At 70.5% G+C, this 20,476-nt stretch carries 15 protein-coding genes and 1 other RNA gene; 6 read left to right on the top strand and 10 right to left on the bottom strand.

Going from position 1 to position 20,476, the window contains the following annotated elements:
• The first annotated feature begins 68 nt into the window (after positions 1-68).
• Positions 69-1,583 (top strand): 2-oxoglutarate dehydrogenase, E2 component, dihydrolipoamide succinyltransferase, encoded by a 1,515-nt coding sequence (gene sucB, locus ACZZ9K_RS01465; RefSeq protein ID WP_138803228.1) that lies wholly within the window; start codon positions 69-71, stop codon positions 1,581-1,583.
• Between the two features lie 77 nt (positions 1,584-1,660).
• Here the strand turns inward: sucB and ACZZ9K_RS01460 are convergent, their stop codons facing one another.
• A complete protein-coding gene (locus ACZZ9K_RS01460; protein ID WP_463443164.1) occupies positions 1,661-2,515 on the bottom strand; it encodes a hypothetical protein in 855 nt (284 codons plus the stop codon).
• Positions 2,516-2,643: 128 nt separating this feature from the next.
• On the opposite strand from ACZZ9K_RS01460, the gene ACZZ9K_RS01455 reads away from it, so the two are divergent.
• Positions 2,644-3,360 (top strand): DUF4191 domain-containing protein, encoded by a 717-nt coding sequence (locus ACZZ9K_RS01455; RefSeq protein WP_463443163.1) that lies wholly within the window; start codon positions 2,644-2,646, stop codon positions 3,358-3,360.
• 346 nt (positions 3,361-3,706) lie between these two features.
• On the opposite strand, the gene ACZZ9K_RS01450 is transcribed toward ACZZ9K_RS01455, so the two are convergent.
• Positions 3,707-4,162, bottom strand: coding sequence for an RDD family protein (locus tag ACZZ9K_RS01450; protein WP_071244549.1), 456 nt, complete (start codon positions 4,160-4,162; stop codon positions 3,707-3,709).
• A 141-nt stretch (positions 4,163-4,303) separates the two neighbouring features.
• On the opposite strand from ACZZ9K_RS01450, the gene glnA (ACZZ9K_RS01445) reads away from it, so the two are divergent.
• The gene (gene glnA, locus ACZZ9K_RS01445) at positions 4,304-5,728 is read left to right on the top strand and encodes a type I glutamate--ammonia ligase (protein ID WP_027465453.1); all 1,425 of its coding nucleotides are present in this window, start codon (positions 4,304-4,306) and stop codon (positions 5,726-5,728) included.
• 417 nt (positions 5,729-6,145) lie between these two features.
• Here the strand turns inward: glnA (ACZZ9K_RS01445) and ACZZ9K_RS01440 are convergent, their stop codons facing one another.
• The 6 genes from ACZZ9K_RS01440 to ACZZ9K_RS01415 form a co-directional block, all read right to left on the bottom strand.
• Entirely contained in the window at positions 6,146-7,573 is a 1,428-nt protein-coding gene (locus tag ACZZ9K_RS01440; RefSeq protein ID WP_051596711.1) for a UDP-glucose dehydrogenase family protein, read from the bottom strand.
• The gene (locus ACZZ9K_RS01435) at positions 7,570-9,114 is read right to left on the bottom strand and encodes a glycoside hydrolase family 26 protein (RefSeq protein WP_463443162.1); all 1,545 of its coding nucleotides are present in this window, start codon (positions 9,112-9,114) and stop codon (positions 7,570-7,572) included. The genes ACZZ9K_RS01440 and ACZZ9K_RS01435 overlap by 4 nt, the downstream gene beginning before the upstream one ends.
• On the bottom strand, positions 9,107-10,747 hold the full coding sequence (locus tag ACZZ9K_RS01430) for a glycosyltransferase family 2 protein (RefSeq protein ID WP_214559747.1): 1,641 nt from the start codon (positions 10,745-10,747) through the stop codon (positions 9,107-9,109). Before ACZZ9K_RS01430 ends, ACZZ9K_RS01435 begins: the two co-directional genes overlap by 8 nt.
• 525 nt (positions 10,748-11,272) lie before the next feature.
• Positions 11,273-14,224: a bifunctional [glutamine synthetase] adenylyltransferase/[glutamine synthetase]-adenylyl-L-tyrosine phosphorylase gene (locus ACZZ9K_RS01425; RefSeq protein WP_463443161.1), complete on the bottom strand. Its 2,952-nt coding sequence runs from the start codon at positions 14,222-14,224 to the stop codon at positions 11,273-11,275.
• 36 nt (positions 14,225-14,260) lie between these two features.
• Positions 14,261-15,598: a type I glutamate--ammonia ligase gene (gene glnA / locus ACZZ9K_RS01420; protein ID WP_027465449.1), complete on the bottom strand. Its 1,338-nt coding sequence runs from the start codon at positions 15,596-15,598 to the stop codon at positions 14,261-14,263.
• 114 nt (positions 15,599-15,712) lie between these two features.
• Complete coding sequence (locus tag ACZZ9K_RS01415) at positions 15,713-15,892, bottom strand: SPOR domain-containing protein (RefSeq protein WP_027465448.1); 180 nt, start codon at positions 15,890-15,892, stop codon at positions 15,713-15,715.
• 150 nt (positions 15,893-16,042) lie between these two features.
• Here ACZZ9K_RS01415 and map point away from each other — a divergent pair, with 150 nt between their 5' ends.
• From map to rnpB, 3 genes are all read left to right on the top strand, one after another.
• A complete protein-coding gene (gene map / locus ACZZ9K_RS01410) occupies positions 16,043-16,906 on the top strand; it encodes a type I methionyl aminopeptidase (protein WP_138803223.1) in 864 nt (287 codons plus the stop codon).
• A 41-nt stretch (positions 16,907-16,947) separates the two neighbouring features.
• Complete coding sequence (gene ppgK / locus ACZZ9K_RS01405; RefSeq protein WP_027465446.1) at positions 16,948-17,697, top strand: polyphosphate--glucose phosphotransferase; 750 nt, start codon at positions 16,948-16,950, stop codon at positions 17,695-17,697.
• A 158-nt stretch (positions 17,698-17,855) separates the two neighbouring features.
• Positions 17,856-18,216, top strand: an RNA gene (gene rnpB, locus ACZZ9K_RS01400) — RNase P RNA component class A.
• A 554-nt stretch (positions 18,217-18,770) separates the two neighbouring features.
• Here rnpB and ACZZ9K_RS01395 read toward each other — a convergent pair.
• Both ACZZ9K_RS01395 and ACZZ9K_RS01390 read right to left on the bottom strand, forming a co-directional pair.
• Entirely contained in the window at positions 18,771-19,505 is a 735-nt protein-coding gene (locus tag ACZZ9K_RS01395; protein WP_027465445.1) for a zinc ribbon domain-containing protein, read from the bottom strand.
• A 2-nt stretch (positions 19,506-19,507) separates the two neighbouring features.
• A complete protein-coding gene (locus ACZZ9K_RS01390; RefSeq protein WP_111022917.1) occupies positions 19,508-20,353 on the bottom strand; it encodes a Nif3-like dinuclear metal center hexameric protein in 846 nt (281 codons plus the stop codon).
• Positions 20,354-20,476 lie beyond the last annotated feature (123 nt).

Genomic DNA, 20,476 nt, shown 5'->3' with positions numbered 1-20,476 from the left:
ACCGGTCACCGCACTGTGACAATGACACCAACAACCACTGCAATCCCCCGCGAAGAGGAGTCCACCCGATGAGCGAATCCGTCAACCTCCCGGCGCTCGGCGAGAGCGTCACCGAGGGCACGGTGACCCGATGGCTGAAGAACGTCGGTGACCGGGTCGAGGTCGACGAGCCGCTGCTCGAGGTCTCGACCGACAAGGTCGACACCGAGATCCCGTCGCCGATCGCCGGCGTGGTCGAGGAGATCCTGGTGCAAGAGGACGAGACCGTCGAGGTCGGCACCGCCCTGGTGAAGATCGGTGACGGCTCCGGCTCGTCCGACGGCGGTTCGGACTCGTCCGACTCCGGCGCCGACGACGCGAACGCCGCCGCTGCCGACGCCGAGGAGCCCGAGGCCGCTCCCAGCACGGAGCAGGAGGCCGAGACCCCCGCCCCCGAGCCCACCGAGCCCGAGCCCGCCCCCGCCGGTCAGACGCAGCCCGCCGCCCCGCAGGCACCGTCCGCCCCGCCCGCGGCCGCGCCGGTCCCGGCCGCCGCGCCGGTCCCGCCGCCCGCAGCCGCACCGCCGGCAGCCGTGCCGGCCCAGGCCGCTCCTGCTGCCGCACCGGCTCCGGCGTCCGCGCCGAGCGCCACAGCCGCCGCCGCGGTGCCGAACCCCACGCAGGACGGCGCAGCCTCCGGCTACGTCACCCCGCTGGTGCGCAAGCTCGCCAACGAGCAGGGTGTCGACCTGTCCACGGTCACGGGTTCCGGTGTCGGTGGGCGCATCCGCAAGGAGGACGTCCTCGCGGCCGCCGCGAAGGCTCCGGCCGCCTCGGCTGCAGCAGCACCCGCCGCCGCTTCCGGCCCGTTCGTCGCCGAGGTCTCGCCGCTGCGCGGAACCCGCGAGAAGATGACCCGCCTGCGCAAGGTGGTCGCCGAGCGTGCCGTGCAGTCGATGACCTCGACCGCACAGCTCACGAGCGTCGTCGAGGTCGACGTCACGAAGGTGGCGCAGTTCCGCGACGCCCACAAGGCGGAGTTCCTCGAGAAGACCGGCTCGAAGCTCTCCTTCATGCCGTTCTTCGCCCTCGCGGCGTCCGAGGCGCTGAAGGCCCACCCGAAGATCAACTCCACGGTCGAGGGTGACGAGATCGTCTACCCGGAGACCGAGAACGTCTCCATCGCGGTGGACACCGAGCGCGGCCTGCTGACCCCGGTCATCAAGGACGCGGCCTCGCTGGACCTGGCGCAGTTCTCGAAGTCCATCGCGGACCTCGCCGAGCGCACCCGGAACAACCAGCTGAAGCCCGACGAGCTGGCCGGCGGCACGTTCACGCTGACCAACACCGGTTCACGTGGCGCGCTGTTCGACACCCCCGTGGTGTTCCTGCCGCAGTCGGCGATCCTCGGCACCGGCATCGTCACGAAGCGCCCGGCGGTCGTGAAGGTCGACGGCCAGGAGGCCATCGCCATCCGCTCGTTCGTCTACCTGGCGCTGTCGTACGACCACCGGATCATCGACGGTGCGGACGCCTCGCGGTACCTCGTCGCGGTGAAGAACCGTCTCGAAGAGGGCAACTTCGCCCCGAACCTCGGGTACTGATCACCAGCAGCACGGCCGACGGCCCCGGTTCCCCTCGTGGGAGCCGGGGCCGTTCCCGTTCCCGGGCGGGTTCGGCGTCACCCGCCGCCGAGCAGGGTCAGGGCGGCGACCACCGACCCGACGGTGACGACGAGCCCCACGAGGACACGGCGGAGCGGGAGTCGTCGTCCGGCTCCGAGAGGGACGCCGTGCTCGACCACGTCCCGCAGGCGCTCGAGCAGTCCGTCCTGCCCGTCCGGTGTCGGCGGTTCGGCGAACACGAGGTCGCTCGGCACGGGGGTCCACCGGAACGGGCGGGGCGCGGCGGCGGCACGGACGACGTCGAGTGCTGCTCGTGCGCTCGGCCCGTCACCGTCGAGGGCGTCCTGCAACGCTCCGAGCACCGGGGCCTGGGCCGGGTCGGCCGGGTCGACGCGGTCCCACACGCTCCGGGCTGCGAGGACGAGGGTCCGGGTCGCATCCCCCGGGTGCGCGGTGTGCGTCGGGGTCGCCGCGTTGGTCGGGTTGATCGGGTTCGTCGCGTTGGATGAGTTGGTCGGGTTCGTCGCGTTCGTCGGGCGGTCGCAGAGGACGACCGCACCGGAGTCGTCCACCAGCACGTCGTCGATGCCGGCGGCACCGAGCAGGACCGCGCCGTCGTGCACCGCCACCAGGAGCTCCAGGAGCGGGACCGTCAGGGTCACCGCGACGCCGGTGGTCGGGGTGCCGAGCCGGTCGAGCGCCGGCACGAGCGGCGTGCCCGTGGGCCGGTCGAGGTCGACCACGAGACGCCCCGTCGGGGTCCGACCGACCGCGGCCACCGGGACGAGGTGGCGCTGGGCGGCCGCGGAGCGGTCGGCGACCCACGTGAGCAGGTCGCGCTCGTCGTGCTCGTCGTGCTCGTTGCCGGTCACGATCCAGCGGTCCGGGTGGTGGTCGGTGCTCGTCTCCATGGTGACCAGCGTGGCGGCGGCGCGGTGGGCCTCCAGGCTCTCCCGCACCACCTGTGGACAAGACGTGTTCGCGCACAGCCGGACACGTGACGGTCTCCCCCGGCGCACGGAGGCCGTATCCTGTTCGCATGGCACGCAGCTCTTCCACAGACAAGAAGGCGAAGGAGCCGGGGCGTCTCAAGCAGATGTTCCAGGTCTTCCAGATGACGCGAAAGGCCGACCCGTCGTCGGTCTGGTGGTTCGCCCTCGCCTTCGTCGGTCCGGTCGCCCTCGGTGTCCTGCTGGCGCTGCTCCTGCCGGGGCAGAACTGGCTCGCGATCGTCCTCTGGATCGTCGCCGGTGTGCTGCTCGGTGTGCTGCTCTTCCTCATCGTGCTCGGTCGTCTTGCCGAACGCGCCGCGTACTCGCAGATCGAAGGCCAGCCCGGCGCCGTCGGTGCCGTGCTGTCGAACTCGCTCCGTCGCCAGTGGCGCTCGAGCGAGATGCCGGTCGCGGTGCACGGTCGCTCGCAGGCAGCGGTCTACCGCGCCGTGGGTCGCCCCGGTGTCGTCCTGATCACCGAGGGCCAGCGTGGCAACCTCAACCGCCAGGTCGACGAGGAGCGCCGCAAGGTCCAGCGCATCGTCCCGAACGTCGCCGTGCACGTGCTGCACGTGGGTGACGGCACCGGTGAGAGCCTGACGCTGCACAAGCTGCCCCGTGCCATGAACAAGCTCAAGAAGTCGCTCAACCGCAACGAGGTCCTGGCGGTCGCGAACCGTCTCGACTCGCTGACGCAGAGCCCCGCGGCCTCGATCCCGAAGGGCATGGACCCGATGCGGGCCCGCGCCGGACGGCCGCGCTGACCGAAGCCCCAGACGCAGGAGAACGCCCCCGACCAGATGGTCGGGGGCGTTCTCGTTTGAGCGTGGAGTGACGGCGGGGGCGGGGATGCGCGCGAGGCCCGCACCGTGCGACCTTCGCTGAACCGTGCGAGGTTGCCAGCTCGGTGCGGGACTCCGACGGCGCACGGGGCGAGCATGCTCGCACCCGATGAGCAACCTCGCACGGTGCGAGGGCAAGCGGCGGATGCCCGGCGAGCAACCTCGCACGGTGCGAGGGCAACCGGCGGACGCCCGGCGCGCAACCTCGCACGGTGCGAGGGCGCGGACGACAGCCACGTTGCGCGCGCCGCACCCGCGGTCGACGCGATCAGCGCCGGACGAGCACCGTCCCGGCGATGCGGTCGTGCGCACCCCGGCTGTCGCGGTCGATGATGAGCGCCGGGACCACCAGGCAGAGCAGCACCGTCCGGAGGATCGGCCGCCACACCCCCACGTAGCCGCCGCGCATCGGGACGACCCGCAGTCCGACGCAGATGTGGCCGAACGACCCGGACAGCAGGCAGATGAACACGATCTGCAGCACGGCGAAGATGGCGATCTGCACCCAGGAGTGCGCGATGTCGCCCGAACCGTTCACCGGCGACCACACACCGGTGACGTAGGCGACCAGGTCGGCCAGCGCGCCGTCGATCAGCAGCGCCACGACCCGCCGGCCGATGCGCCCGACACTCCGGGGTCCGGACTCCGGCAGACCGAGGTCCTTGCCCGGCCACCCGTCCGGGTGCTCGGAGGGCGCGGACGGACTGGGAGTGCTGCGGGCCATGGTCCCCAGCGTAGGCGACGGCCCGGGCGTAACACGCCCGAAACAAACCAGTCATGTCCGGGAAACCCCGTGTCAATAGCCTCGTCGGAGGTGCCTTGACCGGTGCCTCCGACATCACCCAACCCATTGGAGATCGGCCCCATGTTCAGCGATTCCTCCGAGGTCCTGGCCTTCATCAAGGACACCGACGTCAAGTTCCTCGACATCCGCTTCACGGACCTGCCCGGTGTGCAGCAGCACTTCAACATCCCGGCATCCACCGTCGACGAGGACTTCTTCTCGGTCGGCCAGCTGTTCGACGGCTCCTCGATCCGTGGGTTCGCGTCGATCCACGAGTCCGACATGCAGCTGATCCCCGATGTCACCACGGCGTACGTCGACCAGTTCCGCGCCGAGCGCACGCTCATCATGATCTTCGACATCTACAACCCGCGGAACGGCGAGATCTACGGCCGTGACCCGCGCCAGGTGGCGAAGAAGGCCGAGAAGTACCTCGCGTCGACGGGCATCGCGGACACCGCGTTCTTCGCCCCCGAGGCCGAGTTCTACATCTTCGACGACGTCCGCTACTCGGTCACGCAGAACGAGTCCTTCTACGCGGTCGACTCCGAAGAGGGCGCCTGGAACACCGGTCGCGACGAAGAGGGCGGCAACCTCGCCAACAAGACCCCGTACAAGGGCGGCTACTTCCCCGTGTCGCCGGTCGACAAGACCGCTGACCTGCGCGACGACATCACCCTCAAGCTGATCGACGCCGGCTTCGAGCTCGAGCGTTCGCACCACGAGGTGGGCACGGGCGGCCAGCAGGAGATCAACTACAAGTTCGACACGATGGTCCACGCCGCGGACGACATCCTGAAGTTCAAGTACATCGTCAAGAACACCGCTGACCAGTGGGGCAAGGTCGCCACGTTCATGCCGAAGCCGCTCTTCGGCGACAACGGCTCGGGCATGCACACCCACCAGTCGCTCTGGTCGGACGGCAAGCCGCTCTTCTACGACGAGAACGGCTACGGCGGGCTGTCGGACCTCGCCCGCTGGTACATCGGCGGCATCCTGAAGCACGCCTCGGCGCTGCTCGCCTTCACCAACCCGTCGATCAACTCGTACCACCGACTGGTCAAGGGCTTCGAGGCACCGGTCAACCTGGTCTACTCGGCCGGCAACCGCTCGGCGGCGATCCGCATCCCGATCACGGGCACCAACCCGAAGGCCAAGCGCATCGAGTTCCGCGCGCCCGACGCCTCCGGCAACCCGTACCTGGCCTTCGCCGCGCAGCTGATGGCGGGCCTCGACGGCATCCAGAACCGCATCGAGCCGCACGAGCCGGTCGACAAGGACCTCTACGAGCTCCCGCCGGAGGAGGCGAAGGGCATCCCCCAGGTCCCCGGCTCCCTCGACGAGGCGCTCGACGCGCTCGAGGCGGACCACGAGTTCCTCACGAAGGGCAACGTCTTCACCGAGGACCTCATCCAGACCTGGATCGACTACAAGCGCGAGAACGAGATCCTCCCGCTGGCCCAGCGCCCGCACCCGTTCGAGTACGAGCTGTACTTCGGCGTCTGAGTTCCGCTGACACCACACGAAGGGCCCCGCACCGTCAGGTGCGGGGCCCTTCGTCGTACCGGCAACGTTTCGGGCTGGGCGACACCTCACGGGCTGCGCCGCCCGTGAGATGTCGCCCAGCGCGAGAGGACGCGGCCACCGTCAGCGCGGGGTGCGGACGCGACAGCCTGGAGGCCCGGTGCCGGTCCGGCGGGCGGGCACCGGGCCTCCAGGCGGCGCGACGCACGTTCCTTCCCATCGCAGCTGGACTGGAAAGCGGAATCGGGCGTACCTGGTCAGAACTTTCCACCAGGTATGCCCGGTTCGACCAGGTACGCCCGGTTCGACCAGGTACGCCCGGTCCGACCAGGTACGGCCCCGGGCGCACGGGAACGGGGCCCGCGCCGCCCGGCACGGACCCCGTCTCGCGAACGGTGACTAGCGGCTCGTGGCCAACGCGTCGTTCGTCCCCGCTGCGACGCTCACGGGTGCACCCGTGACCGGCGTGGGACGTCCCAGGGAACGGACGGTCCACCCCGCTTTCACCCAGTCGGAGACCGGGAGGCAGTTGCGCGCGTCGATGACGACGCGGCGCCCGACGAGGTCACCGAGGGCGACCGGGTCGGCGGTGATGATGTCGTCCCACTCGGTGAGCACGAGGACGACGTCGGCGCCCTCGATCGCGTCCGTCATCGAGGCGGCGTAGCTCAGCGTCGGGAACGAGCGCTTCGCGGGCTCCATCGCCTCGGGGTCCCAGAGCGTCACCTGGGCGCCGCGGAGGTGCAGCGCAGCGGCGACGTTGAGCGCCGGGGAGTCCCGGACGTCGTCGGTCAGCGGCTTGAACGCGGCACCGATGACGGCCACGCGGCGGTTGAGCACCGATCCCCCGGCCGAGTCGATCGCCATGTCGATGACCCGCTGGCGCTGCCCCATGTTGATCTCGTCGACCTGCTGCATGAGGCCGACGACCTGGCCCGCGCCGATCTCGTTCGCGCGGTACATGAGCGCCCGGATGTCCTTCGGCAGGCAGCCTCCGCCGAAGCCGAGTCCGGCGTTCAGGAACTTCCGGCCGATGCGGGCGTCGTGGCCGAGGGCGTCGGCGAGCGTGGAGACGTCGGCACCGGTGATCGCGCACATCTCCGAGATCGCGTTGATGAACGAGATCTTCGTGGCGAGGAACGCGTTGGCGCTCACCTTGACGAGCTCCGCGGTCGCGAGGTCGGTGGTGATGACCGGCGTGCCCTCGCTGATCGGTGCGGCGTAGACCTCGCGGATCACGGCGTCGGCGGCCTCGGAGGCTCCGCCCCAGACCAGACGGTCCGGGTGCAGCGTGTCCTCGACGGCCTTGCCCTCGCGCAGGAACTCGGGGTTCCAGATGAGCTCCGCGTCGATGCCGGCGGGGGTGAACTCGCGGACGATGCCACGGAGACGCGATGCCGTGCCCACCGGGACCGTCGACTTGCCGACGATGAGGCCCGGGTGGGTGAGGTTCTCGGCGACACCACGGGTGGCGCTCTCCACGTAGGCGAGGTTCGCGGCGTGCGATCCGGCCTTCTGCGGGGTGCCGACGCAGACGAAGTGGACGTCCGCAGCGGCCACGGCCGAGGCGATGTCGGAGGTGAAGCGGAGCTTGCCGCTGGCGACGTGCTTCGTGATGAGCTCGGGCAGCCCGGGCTCGAAGAACGGGACCTCACCGGCGGACAGCGCCGCGAGCTTCGACGGGTCGATGTCGACACCGATGGTCTCGAAGCCCATCTCGGCCATGGCGGCCGCGTGGGTGGCGCCGAGGTAGCCGGTGCCGATGACGCTGATGACGGGTGCGGGACGGGTGTCGGCCGATGCGGTCGACTTCTTGGACTCGCTCATTGCGTGACCTCCTGCAGGTCGTAGTCGATGTCGTTGCGCTTGATGCCCTCGGCGAAGGCCTTGAGGGAATCGGCGCGGGAGTTGAGACGCCAGTCGTTCGTGGTGCGCTTGCCGTCGATGATGGTGGTCGCGGTCTCGCTGAAGTACGCGAAGCCGACGATGTCCTTGTTGGCGGGGTCCGCCAGCGCATCGAAGAGCGAGTTGATCCACTGCGTCTTCTGCGGGTTCGCGACACTCGTGCCGGTCTCGGTCGCACCGATCTCGTTGAGCATGATGCCCTTGCCCGGCGCGATCTGCCGGAGCTGCGCGAGCGTCGCTCCGAAGGTCGTGGCGAACGTCGGCTGCTCGGTGGCGTCACGGTAGTAGCCGCTCATGCCGACCCAGTCCACGTACTCCGCACCCGGGTAGTACTGCTGCATGTACTCGAGCGTCTGGTACTTCGTGTTGCCGAGCTTGTCGATGCGGCTCGGGGACCAGTCCCAGATGACGTACTTGTTCGCGCCGTTCGCCTGGAAGACGTCGTGCACGTGCTTCCACATCTTCTTGTAGGAGCCGACGGGGTTCTTCTGGGCGTCACCCTCGGACCAGTTGTACCAGGAGCCGTTCATCTCGTGGTCGAGACGGATGACCATCGGCTGCCCGTTGGCCGCAAGCGCCTTGGCGTACTTCGTCAGGTAGGCGTCGAACGACCCACCGGAGATGTCGTCGTTGGTGTACCCGGGGACGTACTTCTGGTCGTTGCCGGTCTGCGCCGGCACGGTCTCCCACGTCATGAGGGGGACGCGGCCGTTGGCCCAGGAGCGCTGCACCGCGCTGGCGTTGAACTCCTGGTCGAAGCCCTGGAAGAAGCCGGTCATGTTCGACGCGGTGCCGACCTGACGGGAGACCTCGTCGTACTCGGCCCAGTTGAACGGGGACTGCGCGGTGTACAGGCCGTACCAGCGCGACTGCTGGCCGAGGATCTCGGCCTTCGTCGGCGTGACGACCGGGGTGGCACCCGGGTCGGTCGAGGGGCCGGGGTTCGGCTTCGACCCACCGCCGTTGCCCGAACCCGAACCGCTGCCCGACCCGTTGTCCGACGAACCCGAACCGGACCCGCCGGCGGAACCGGCACCGCCGGAACCCGAGCCGCCGCTGCCGGAGCCGGCGGCGTTGACGTTGGACGAGCCTCCTGAGCTCTTCGCGGCACCGAGCTGGGACTGCAGCGACGCGATCTGCGCCTTGAGTTCCGAGATCTGGTCGCCGCGCGACCCGGCCTGGGCCGTGCGGGAGTCGAGCTTGCCCTCGAGCGACCAGATGCGCTCCTGGGCGGCGTCGAGCTGCGTCTGCAGCTCGGCGGCGGACACCTTCTTGGCCTTCGGCGCCTCGACGCCGAGCGCCTGGTGCACGGCGGTCGAGACGGGGCCGGTGGGCGAGATCCACACCGACCAGGTGATGAGGCCGAGCGCCAGCACGATGGCCGTCGTGCCGATGGCCGTCCGGCGGGCGTGCTTGCTGGACTGGGCCCACCAAGCACTCGAGGAACGGATGATGTCAGACAATGAGGAACGCCTCCAGGGCGAAGATCGCGATGCCGATCACGTACGGGATCGCTGCGTACGGGTTGTACCGGCGGGCTCGGGCGGGGGCCGGCGCGGCTGCTCGCTGGGCCTCCTGCTGCGCGACCGCGGCTGCGGCCTCGCGGCGGGTGGCGAGGACGGTGGTGGTGGAGTTGGTCGCCGCGTCGGCGCCGAAGAGCTCGTCGAACGCGCGGTCGACGGCCACCTGGTCGACGGTGTCGAGCGGAGCGGACGAGCTCGAAGCGGAGCCCGCCGATCCTGCGTCCGCACCGGTCATCCGGGCACGTTCGGCGTCGATCGGGCTGACCGGGATCTGGGCCGTGGAGGACAGCGGCTGGACGGCGTCCGCCGGGTCCTCCTGCATCGGACCGCCGGCGTAGGCGCCGGCTCGGGTCCCCCAGCCGGACGCGTGCGCCAGGCGGAAGAAGCCGATGAGCCGGATCGGCATCAGGAAGAACGTCGACACGATGATGAACATCGGCAGGCGGAAGAAGTCGCTCGGCTTCTCCGACAGGTGCCGCATCTGGCGGATCGCCATGCTCAGCACGCTCGAGATCACCATGAGCGCCGCGACGTAGACGAAGCCGGTCGAGAAGCCGTACTGCGACAGGATGCCCTGGTACAGGTTCTCGCCCTGACCGGTGAAGGCGCGGTAGATCCAGCCGGCGATCACGCCGAAGAGCATGAACGGCAGGATGATGTCGGTGATGAAGAACGCCGCCAGGATCGGGGCGTGGCCGAGCATCCACGGCAGCATCCGCAGCGTGTTGTACTGCGAGCCGCGGGCCCAGCGGAGCTGCTGCTTGAACAGCTTCTTCACCTGCAGCGGGGCATCCGTGTAGACCAGCGACGTGTACTGGTAGACGGTCCGGTACCCCTCCTTGAGCGTGAGGTTCGTCAGCGTCCGGTCGTCGGAGACCTCGAGGAACACACCCATGAACTTCTCGTGCATGAACCGGTCCATCACCCGCATGAGGATGCTCCGGCGGAACGCGATGGTGCGCCCGGGCAGGCAGCCGATCTGCCCGAGGACACTCTGTGCCGGCATCGAGTAGAGCGCCCGCGAGTTCTCGAGCCAGTCGGCCCAGCGGGTGATCCAGCTGCGCTCCGGCTCGAGGATGCGCTGCCGGGTCGTGACGCCACCGACGGACTCGTCGGCGAACGGCCGGAGGAGTTCCTCGAGCGCGCCGGGGGTCCAGACGGTGTCGGAGTCGACCAGCACGGTGATGTCGCCGTTGGACATCTCGGTGCCGACCTTGACGGCGTTGCGCTTGCCCGGGATGGGCGTGTGGGTCCAGCGGACGAGCGGGGCGAACTCGTCGCAGACCTCTTCGAGCGCCTCGTTGCGAGCACCGTTGATGACGACGATGATCTCGCCGGGCTGCTGCTCGACCATGCGGCCGATGACGTCGCGGAACAGGTCGAGCGGTTCGTCCACGACGGGGACGACGACGCTGGTGGTACCGACGAAGGTGCCGGTGAAGGGGCGGTAGCGGGCGGAGATGACGACCTTGAGCAACCAGAGCAACCAGATCACCGCGGAGTACACGGCGAACAGGTAGAACTCGGGGTGCCCTTCGACCATCTGCCTGATCTGCAGAATGAAGGTGAACACTGATCCCTGCTTCAACGTTCGAGGTGGAGATTCCGCTTCATCGGGGAATCAGGGCCGGTTCGGGTGATGCCATTGATGCAGAACCTGAACGCGCGCGCAACGCGGCCCCCGTCCGGGGGCGTTACGGGCGCGTTACGGGGTACACCCTGGTCCCCCTCTCGGCCGGTCGGAGCGGTCCCCCGTCGTGCTGACAGCACTCCTGCGGACCACACGGCGGCGAGGGGTCGCCCCGATGGGCGACAGGTGCGGCCTGGAGGTTCGGGCCGGGTCAGGTGGAAAGCCCAGGTCAGCAGGCGGTCACGTGGCGTGTCGGGGGGCACCGGAAATGGTCCCCTGGCGGTCCGGTGAGAGTTCGGTCACGGCGCGGTAACGAGCCGGGCTCCGTTTCGAACAGGGGTACGAACGGGGCGCCGCCGGGGGACGTCGCGCGACACGGGGAATTAACCTTCGACGGCTGCTCAGGTCAGGCCCGTCCGGAGACGTCCGGGCGTGTCGCAGGCGATGCGGCGTCCTGTCGCGGGCGGGTCAGGCGCCGTAGAACTCGCGTTCGAACACCTGTCGGGCGCGCCGCGTGACGCCGAGGTAGTCGTCCTCGAGGCGGCTCGCGGAGCCCGGCGGGTACTCCATCAGGCGGGCGACGCCCTCGAGCTGGACGCGGTCGACGGGCAGGACGTCGGTGGTCTTCCCCGACCACAGCACGAGGGCACTCCGGGTGCGCGACGCGAAGCGCCAGGCGGCCCCGAGCCGCTCGCCGTCCTCGGCGCCGACGAGTCCGGCGCCGACCGCGGCGTCGAGCGCCTCGAGCGTCGACGTGGTGCGGAGCGACGGGATCTCGAGCGCGTGCTGCAGCTGCAGGAGCTGCACGAACCACTCGACGTCGCTGAGCGATCCCCGGCCGAGCTTCAGGTGCCGGGCAGGGTCGGCGCCGCGGGGCAGCCGCTCCGACTCCACGCGGGCCTTGATTCGGCGGACCTCGCGCACCTGGTGGTCGTCGATCCGCTCGGGGTACCGGGTGCGGTCGGCGAGGTGCTCGAAGTCGCGCAGGAGTTGCGCGTCGCCGACGGCCCCGCGGGCGCGGAGGAGCGCCTGCGCCTCCCACGTGAGGGACCAGCGGGCGTAGTAGGCGCCGTAGGACTCGAGTGTCCGCACGACGGGACCGTTCTTGCCCTCGGGGCGCAGGTCGATGTCGAGGTCGAGCGGGTGGATCGTGTCCTCGGTGAGCCGGTTGAGCTCGCGCACGATGGTCTGGGCGGTGCGGGACGCGACCTCCGGAGCCAGGTCGGGTGCGCGGTAGACGTACAGCACGTCGGCGTCCGAGCCGAAGCCGAGTTCCCGCCCGCCGTACCGGCCCATCGCGATGATCCCGAACTCGAAGCCCTCGGGGACGTCACGGCGGGCGAGCGCGAGGGCTCCGGCCAGGGTGGCCTCGGTGACGTCGCTCAGGGCCGGGCCGAGGCCATCGACGTCGAGCGAGCCGAGCACGGCGGCCATGCCGAGCCGCAGGGTCTCCCGACGTCGGGCCGACCGGAGCAGGGCCGCGGAGCCGTCGACGTCGTTGCCGTGCCGGGCGGTGGTCGCGGTCATCTCGGCGAGCAGGGCGTCGATGGGCCGCGGACGCAGCAGGGCCTCGGGTTCGTCGAGCCAGGCGACCGCCTCGGGGAACCGTTCGAGCAGCCCGGACAGGAACGCCGACTCGGACAGCACGGTGGTGAGCGAGTGCGCGGCACCGGACGAGTCGCGCAGCATGCGGAGGAACCAGCTCGACTCCCCCAGGCCGTCGCTCAGCCGCCGGAAGGCCAGCAGCGCGCGGTCCGGTGCCGGCCCCTCGGCCATCCAGCGCAGGAGCACGGGGAGCAGGTTCCGCTGGATCGCCGCACGTCGGCTCGTGCCCTGCGTCAGGGCGCGGATGTGTCCGACGGCTCCGGCGGGGTCGACGAACCCGACGCCGGCGAGCCGGTCGACGACCTGGTCGTTGGTCAGGACGATCTCGTCCTCGGTCGAGGCCACGGCGGACAGCAGCGGCCGGTAGAACAGGCGCTCGTGCAGCCCGCGGACCTCGAGCTTCACGGCACGCCAGCGGGCCTCGAGCGCCGGGGCCGACGCGGCGACACCGCTCGACCGGGCGAGCACCCGCAGTTCCTCTTCGTCGGCGGGCATCAGGTGCGTCCGCTGCAGGCGCCGGAGCTGGATGCGGTGCTCGAGCACCCGGAGCAGGGCGTAGTCCGGCCCGAACCGAGCGGCCTCGGCACGGCCGACGTACCCGGCGTCGGTCAGGGCGTCCATCGCTTCGAGCGTCGACCGCACCCGCACGGAGGGGTCGTCGCGGCCGTGCACGAGCTGCAGGAGCTGCACGGTGAACTCGACGTCCCGCAGGCCGCCGGGGCCGAGCTTGAGCTGCCGGTCGACGTCGGCGTCGGGGATGTGCTCGGTCACCCGCTCGCGCATCCGCTGCACCGACTCGACGAACCCCGGCCGGGTGGAGGAGTTCCACACGAACGACGCGACGGCCTCGGCGTACCGGGCACCGAGGTCGGCGGATCCGGCGATCGGTCGGGCCTTGAGCAGCGCCTGGAACTCCCACCCCTTCGCCCAGCGCTCGTAGTACGCCACGTGCGAGTCGAGGGTGCGGACGAGTGCGCCGTCCTTGCCCTCGGGCCGGAGGTTCGCGTCGACCTCCCACAGGGCGGGCTCGGCGGCGAGGTCGGTGATCGCGTGCATGGCGGCGATCGCGATGCGGGTGGAGACGAGCACGGCCCGGTCGGTGGGGACGTCGTCGGTGGGCTCGGTGACGAAGATGACGTCGACGTCGCTGACGTAGTTCAGCTCGCGGGCACCGGCCTTGCCCATCGCGATCACGGCGAGCGGGGTCGCCGCGACGTCGGCCGCGGGGAACGGCACCTCGCGCCGCGCGATGTCCACCGCGGCGTCGAGGGTGGCTCCCGCCAGGTCGGCGAGTCCGGCGGCCACGGCCGGGAACGCGTCCGTGGGCACGGGGTGCAGCACGTCGAACAGGGCGATCTGGGCCAGGTGCCGGCGGTAGCGCACGCGCAGGCGCATCCGGGCGTCCTCACCCGTGGCGCCGTCGACGGCCTCGGTGAGCGACGCCGTGTACCGCTCCTGCGACCACGGTTCGCCGACCGGTTCGAGCAGCAGGGCGAGCTCGGCCGGACGTCGGTGCAGGAACTCCCCGAGACCGATCGAGGCGCCGAGCAGGCGGACCAGGCGCTCGGTCGCCGCGTCGTCCGTCAGGACGGGGCGGAGCTCGTCCGGCGCGCGCTCGAGCAGCCGCTCGAGCATCCGCAGGGCGCCGTCCGGATCAGCGGTGCCGCCCCAGAGCGCGGCAGACCCGGCGACCGGCAGCGGCACGTCGGGGCCGAACCGGGCCTCCAGGTCGGCAGCCCGCTCGAGGCTCTCCGACAGCTCCGCGAACCCCAGACGGGCCAGCTCCGAACGTGACGTCGTCGTCCGACCGGTCATGTGGAACGTGCTCCCGAGGGGTCAGGGCGCTCGGTTCTAGAGCGCGCCGAGGTTGGTGTCGAGCTCGAACGGGGTGACCTGGTCGCGGTAGCGCTTCCACTCCTGCCGCTTGTTGAGCAGCACGAAGTTGAACACCTGCTCGCCGAGGGTCTCGGCCACCAGCTCGGAGTCCTCCATGAGGCTCAGGGCGTGGTCGAGGCTCGCGGGCAACTGGCTGTAGCCCAGGGCCCGGCGCTCCGAGTCGCTGAGGCTCCAGACGTTGTCCTCGGCCTCGGCGGGGAGCTCGTACTCTTCCTCGATGCCCTTGAGGCCGGCGGCGAGCAGCAGCGAGTACGCCAGGTACGGGTTCGCCGCCGAGTCGATGCCGCGGTACTCGATGCGCGAGGACTGGCCCTTGTTCGGCTTGTAGAGCGGCACCCGCACCAGGGCCGAGCGGTTGTTGTGGCCCCAGGTCACGAAGGACGGGGCCTCGTCGCCGCCCCAGAGCCGCTTGTACGAGTTGACGAACTGGTTCGTCACCGCGGTGATCTCCGGCGCGTGCTTGAGCACCCCGGCGATGAAGTGCTTGGCCGTCTGCGACAGCTGGTACTGGCCACCGGCCTCGTAGAAGGCGTTCTGGTCGCCCTCGAACAGCGAGACATGGGTGTGCATGCCGGAACCGGGCTGGCCGGAGATCGGCTTCGGCATGAACGTCGCGTAGACGCCCTGCTCGATCGCCACTTCCTTCACCACGGTGCGGAAGGTCATGATGTTGTCCGCCATCGTCAGTGCGTCGGCGTAGCGGAGGTCGATCTCGTTCTGCCCGGGGCCGGCCTCGTGGTGCGAGAACTCGACCGAGATGCCGAGGTCCTCGAGCATCCGGACCGACCGGCGGCGGAAGTCGTGCGCGCTGCCACCGGGGACGTTGTCGAAGTAGCCGGCCTGGTCGACGGGCTGGGGGCCGCCGTCCTTCCACTCGCGGCTCTTCAGCAGGTAGAACTCGATCTCGGGGTGCGTGTAGAACGTGAACCCGCGGTCACTCGCCCGCGCCAGGGTGCGCTTCAGCACGTTGCGGGGGTCGGCCACGGCGGGCTGCCCGTCCGGCGTCGTGATGTCGCAGAACATCCGCGCGGTGGGGTCGATCTCGCCGCGCCACGGCAGGATCTGGAAGGTCGAGGGGTCCGGGTGCGCCAGGACGTCGGCCTCGTACGAACGGGTGAGGCCCTCGATCGCGGAGCCGTCGAACCCGATGCCCTCGGCGAACGCGCCCTCGACCTCGGCCGGGGCGATCGCCACCGACTTCAGCGTCCCGATGACGTCCGTGAACCAGAGTCGGATGAACTTGATGCCGCGCTCCTCGATGGTGCGGAGCACGAAGTCCGTCTGCTTGTCCATGCACGACCTTTCCGTGTATCGGGTGGCCGCTGGCGGGCCTCGTCCCAGGCTAGTGGTCCGGCGGTGTGCGCGGGGCCGTGCGACGCGCCGTCACCGGGGCGCCGCCCGCGGTGCTCAGCGGTCCTCGGCGTCCCACTTCTCGTTGTTCGCGGCGATGCGGTCGAGCGCGTGCTGCGCCTCTTCTCGCGTCGCGAACGGCCCGATCCGGTCGCGCTGCGGCGACTGCGGGCCCTGCTCGACCTGGCCGGTCTTGTCGTTGAACCACCACTGGGACTCGATGCGGTCTTCGCTCATGCCGCCCACCGTACCCACGCAACCGTCTGGAGGCCCGGTGCCGGTCCGTCGGACCGGCACCGGGCCTCCAGGCAGTCACGCCCACCGGCGTCGGACCGCACCGTGGGGCGGTTGCGTTCGGCGCGTCGCGCCGCGGCTAGAGTGGTCCGCATGCCCCGGGACGAACACGGACACCTGACCGCCGGCCGCATCTCCCCGCACCGCGCCGTCCCGAAGGACATCGAGCGTCCGGAGTACGTCGGGAAGGTCGAGCCCTACGAGCACGGTCTCGGTGACACCTACACGCCGGACGAGGTCGAGCGCATCCGCGTCGCGGGACGCATCGCGTCGCAGGCCATCGACGCCGTCGGCGAAGCCATCCGCCCCGGTGTGACCACCGACGAGCTGGACCGGATCGGGCACGAGTTCGTCGTCGCACACGGCGCCTACCCCTCCACGCTCGGGTACCGCGGCTACCCGAAGTCGCTCTGCTCGAGCCTCAACGAGGTCATCTGCCACGGCATCCCCGACGACACCGTCCTGCAGGAGGGCGACCTCGTCAACATCGACATCACCGCCTACAAGGACGGCATGCACGGCGACACGAACCGCACGTTCGTCGTCGGGCAAGCAGCACCCGAGGTGTCGGACCTGGTCACCCGCACCGAGGAAGCACTGCGTCGCGGCATCAGGGCCGTCGCCCCGGGCCGGCAGGTCAACGTCATCGGTCGCGCCATCGAGGCGTACGCGAAGCGCTTCGGCTACGGCGTCGTCCGCGACTACACCGGACACGGCGTCGGTCGGGCGTTCCACTCCGGCCTGATCATCCCCCACTACGACGCACCGCAGTACGACACGGTGATCGAACCCGGCATGGTGTTCACCATCGAACCCATGCTCACGCTCGGCGGCATCGAGGCCGACATCTGGTCCGACGACTGGACGGTCTCGACCCGTGACAAGTCGTGGACCGCGCAGTTCGAGCACACCCTCGTCGTCACCGAACGCGGCGCGGAGCTCCTCACCGTCTCCTGACCGGACACCTCCGGCAGGCAACCGAAAGGCACGACAACCTCATGACCTCCCTCGCAGTCGGCGTCGACATCGGTGGTACGGGCATCAAGGGCGCGATCGTCGACGTCGCGTCCGGCGCCCTCACCACCGACCGCATCAAGAAGGCCACGCCCGAGGGCGGGAAGCCTCAGGACATCACGGCGGTGGTCAAGGAGATCATCGGCGAGCTCGCCCCCGGTGACGACGTCCCCGTCGGCGTCTGCTTCCCGGCGATCGTGCGGGACGGCAAGACGATGTCCGCCGCGAACGTGTCGAAGAAGTGGATCGGCTTCGAGGCCGAGGCACTGTTCGAGAAGGAACTCGGCCGCTCCATCCACTTCGTCAACGACGCCGACGCCGCCGGGTTCGCCGAGCAGCAGTTCGGCGCGGCCAAGGGCAAGGACGGCCTGGTCATCGTGACGACGCTCGGCACCGGCATCGGCACCGCGCTCATCAACGACGGCGTGCTCATCGTCAACTCGGAGCTCGGGCACCTGGAGATCGAGGGGCACGACGCCGAGTCGCGCGCCTCGTTCGCCGCCAAGGAGCGCGACGACCTGTCGTGGAAGCACTGGGCGAAGCGTCTGCAGAAGTACTACTCGACGCTCGAGGCCCTGCTCTCCCCCGAGCTCTTCGTCGTCGGCGGCGGGGTCTCGAAGCAGTACGAGGAGTTCCTCCCGCTGCTCGACCTGCAGGCCGACATCATCCCCGCGACGCTCCGCAACAACGCCGGCATCATCGGCGCCGCGACGCTGGCGGCGCGCAGCGTCTAGTCCGGGTCGCGCCTACCTGGTCGCGCGTGTACCTGGTCGAATCGGGCGTACCTGGTCGGAACTTTCGACCAGGTACGCCCGTTCTCATCAGGTACGCGTGTGGGTGCGGCTCCCCTCGCATCGGGCACCGCCTAGCCGGGTAGACTCGCACCAGCGAATGGGTCGGTGAGACGGTCGCGTCGCTCCCCCGGGAGCGCCGAGGAACGTCCGGGCTCCACAGAGCAGGGCGGTGGGTAACACCCACCCGGAGCAATCCGCGAGACAGTGCCACAGAAAGCAGACCGCCGGCGGAGACGTCGGTAAGGGTGAAACGGTGGTGTAAGAGACCACCAGGGGTCCGGGTGACCGGATCCGCTCGGTAAACCTCGCCCGGAGCAAGGTCAGACAGAGGACGTTGAGGCTGCTCGCCGAGTCCTCGGGTAGACCGCTGGAGGCCGACGGCAACGTCGGTCCGAGAGAGATGGCCGTCACCGCCGTGCAAGCGGCGGGACAGAACCCGGCGTACGGCCGGCCCATTCGCCCCCTTCCCCGTGCCGCGTTGGGCCGTGTTGGCCCGTGCGCGCGGCGCGCGGCGCGCGCGGTCACGACCCCCCGCTCAGGTCCGCCGAGCGGTCACCAACGGTCGGCCGGCAGGACCGCAACCGACAGTTCGTGACCTCCCGGCGGCACGCACCCGACGCGTTGCGACCAGCCCACGACGGACCGGAGCCGCGGTGCAGCGCCGCCGCGGGCCTCCCGTCAGGCGGCGCGCTCGGTCACGACTCCCCGCTCAGGTCCGCCGAGTGGTCACCAACGGTCGGTCGGCAGGACCGCAGCCGACAGTTCGTGACCTCCCGGCGACACGCACGCGACACGTTGCGACCAGCCCACGACGGACAGGAGGCGCAGTGCAGCGCCGCCACGGGCCTCCCCTCAGGCGGCGCGCTCGGTCACGACCCCCCGCTCACGTCCGCCCAGTGGTCACCAACGGTCGGCCGGCGCGGCCGCAACCGACAGTTCGTGACCTCCCGGCGACACGCACGCGACACGTTGCGACCAGCCCACGACGGACAGGAGGCGGACGTCGCTCGCGACTACAGCCCGGACTCGGCCGTCCGCACCAGGATCGCGTCGCTGTCGGGGCACAGCACCACGTCGTCGGGCGCAGCCCGGCGGATGGTCTGCAGGTCGGAGTTGTTGAGCGCCACGCCCGAGGCCGTCGACACCCCGCCCTGCAGCAGCGAGGCGCCGAAGCCGTAGCGCGCACGCTGCCGGTCGTACAGGGCGAGCAGCTCGGCCGGCACCTTGGCGGCGACGTCGGCGCGCGCCTGCTCGGCCGACTCGCGGTCGGCCGTGAGCCGGGCGATCTCCGCGTCGCGCTCGGCGACCAGACCACCGCGGGCGGCCTCGACGTCGGCGAGCTTCGCCTCGATGTCGCCGACCCGGGCGCGGAGCCCGTCGAGGTTCTCCATGATCTCGAGCTCGGCGGTCTCGAGGCCGCCGATGCGCCGCTGCAGCGAGTCGAGCTCACTCTGCAGTCCGGCGGCGTCCTTCGCGTTCGCGACGTTCTGCAGCATCGTGGTGTCGCGTTCGACACGGGCCTGTGCCACAGCGGTGTCGGACTCCAGACGGGCGAGGTCGCGCTCGGCGTCCTCGACCTCGCCGGTGGCGGCGACGAGCTCGCTGCGGAGCGCCGCGGCCTGCTTGCTCAGCTCGGTCAGCTGGTCGCCCTTCTGCAACGACGTGATGCGGTGCGCGATGCGCGTGACGTCGTTGTCGAGACGCTGGACGTCGAGGAGGATGACCTGGTCCTCGGGTGCTGCCTTCATGGTCAGGCTCCTTCTGTGGGGGTGGTGGGTTCGGCGGCCGGCAGGACGGCGAAGTCCCACGGGTCGGTGCGGAGGTCGCTCACGGTGACGCGGACCCCGGCCCGGGTGCGCAGCTGCTCTGCGGCGACGTCGAGCCAGAGCCACTCGGTGGCCCAGTGCGAGGTGTCGATGAGCGCCGGCCCGCCGCCGAGCAGCGCCTGCTCGCGGAACTCCGAGGCCGGGTGGTGCCGCAGGTCGCTCGTGATGTAGACGTCGGCGTCGAGCACGGCGGGGTGGCCGAGCAGCGAGTCGCCCGCACCCGCGCAGAGCGCCACGGTGCGGACGGGCTGGTCGAAGTCACCGGAGACGCGGACCCCGGTGGCCGTGGGCGGCAGCAGGTCGACGAGCTTCCGGGCGAGGGCGCCGAGGGTCGTCCCCTCTGGCAGCACCCCGACTCGGCCGATGCCCGTGTCGGGGTCGGCTCCGGCGTCGAGCGGTCGCTGCTCGGTGAGCCCGAGTCGGTCGGCGAGGACGGCCGAGGTGCCGGTCGTCACGACGTCGGCGTTGGTGTGCGCTGCGAGCAGGGCGCTGCCGCCACGCACCAGGGTCGCGAGGACGCTGCCCTTGTAGGTCGACTCGGCGATCGTCGTCACCCCGCGCAGCAGCAGCGGGTGGTGCGTGAGCAGGAGCCCGGCACCGAGTTCGACGGCTTCACGGGCGGTGGCCGGCACCGCGTCGACGGCGAGGTGCACGTGCTCGACGGTGGCGTCCGGGTCGCCCGCGACGAGCCCGACGGAGTCCCACGACTCGGCACCGGCGGCGGGCCACAGGTCCTCGATCACGGCCTGGAGTTCGCGGAGCGTCGGCATCCCGTCAGTGTACCGAGGCGACCGCCCCGCACGGGGCAGCCGGTCCGTGTGGGGTGATCCGGGCCTCCAGGCAGTGCAGCCGATGGCAGTGCAGCCGGAGGCAGTGCAGCCGACGGCAGTGCA

This window comes from Curtobacterium sp. AC268 (genome assembly GCF_979258745.1).
The sequence above is the reverse complement of the archived record's forward strand: the minus strand, read 5'-3'. Positions and strand labels throughout refer to the sequence as shown.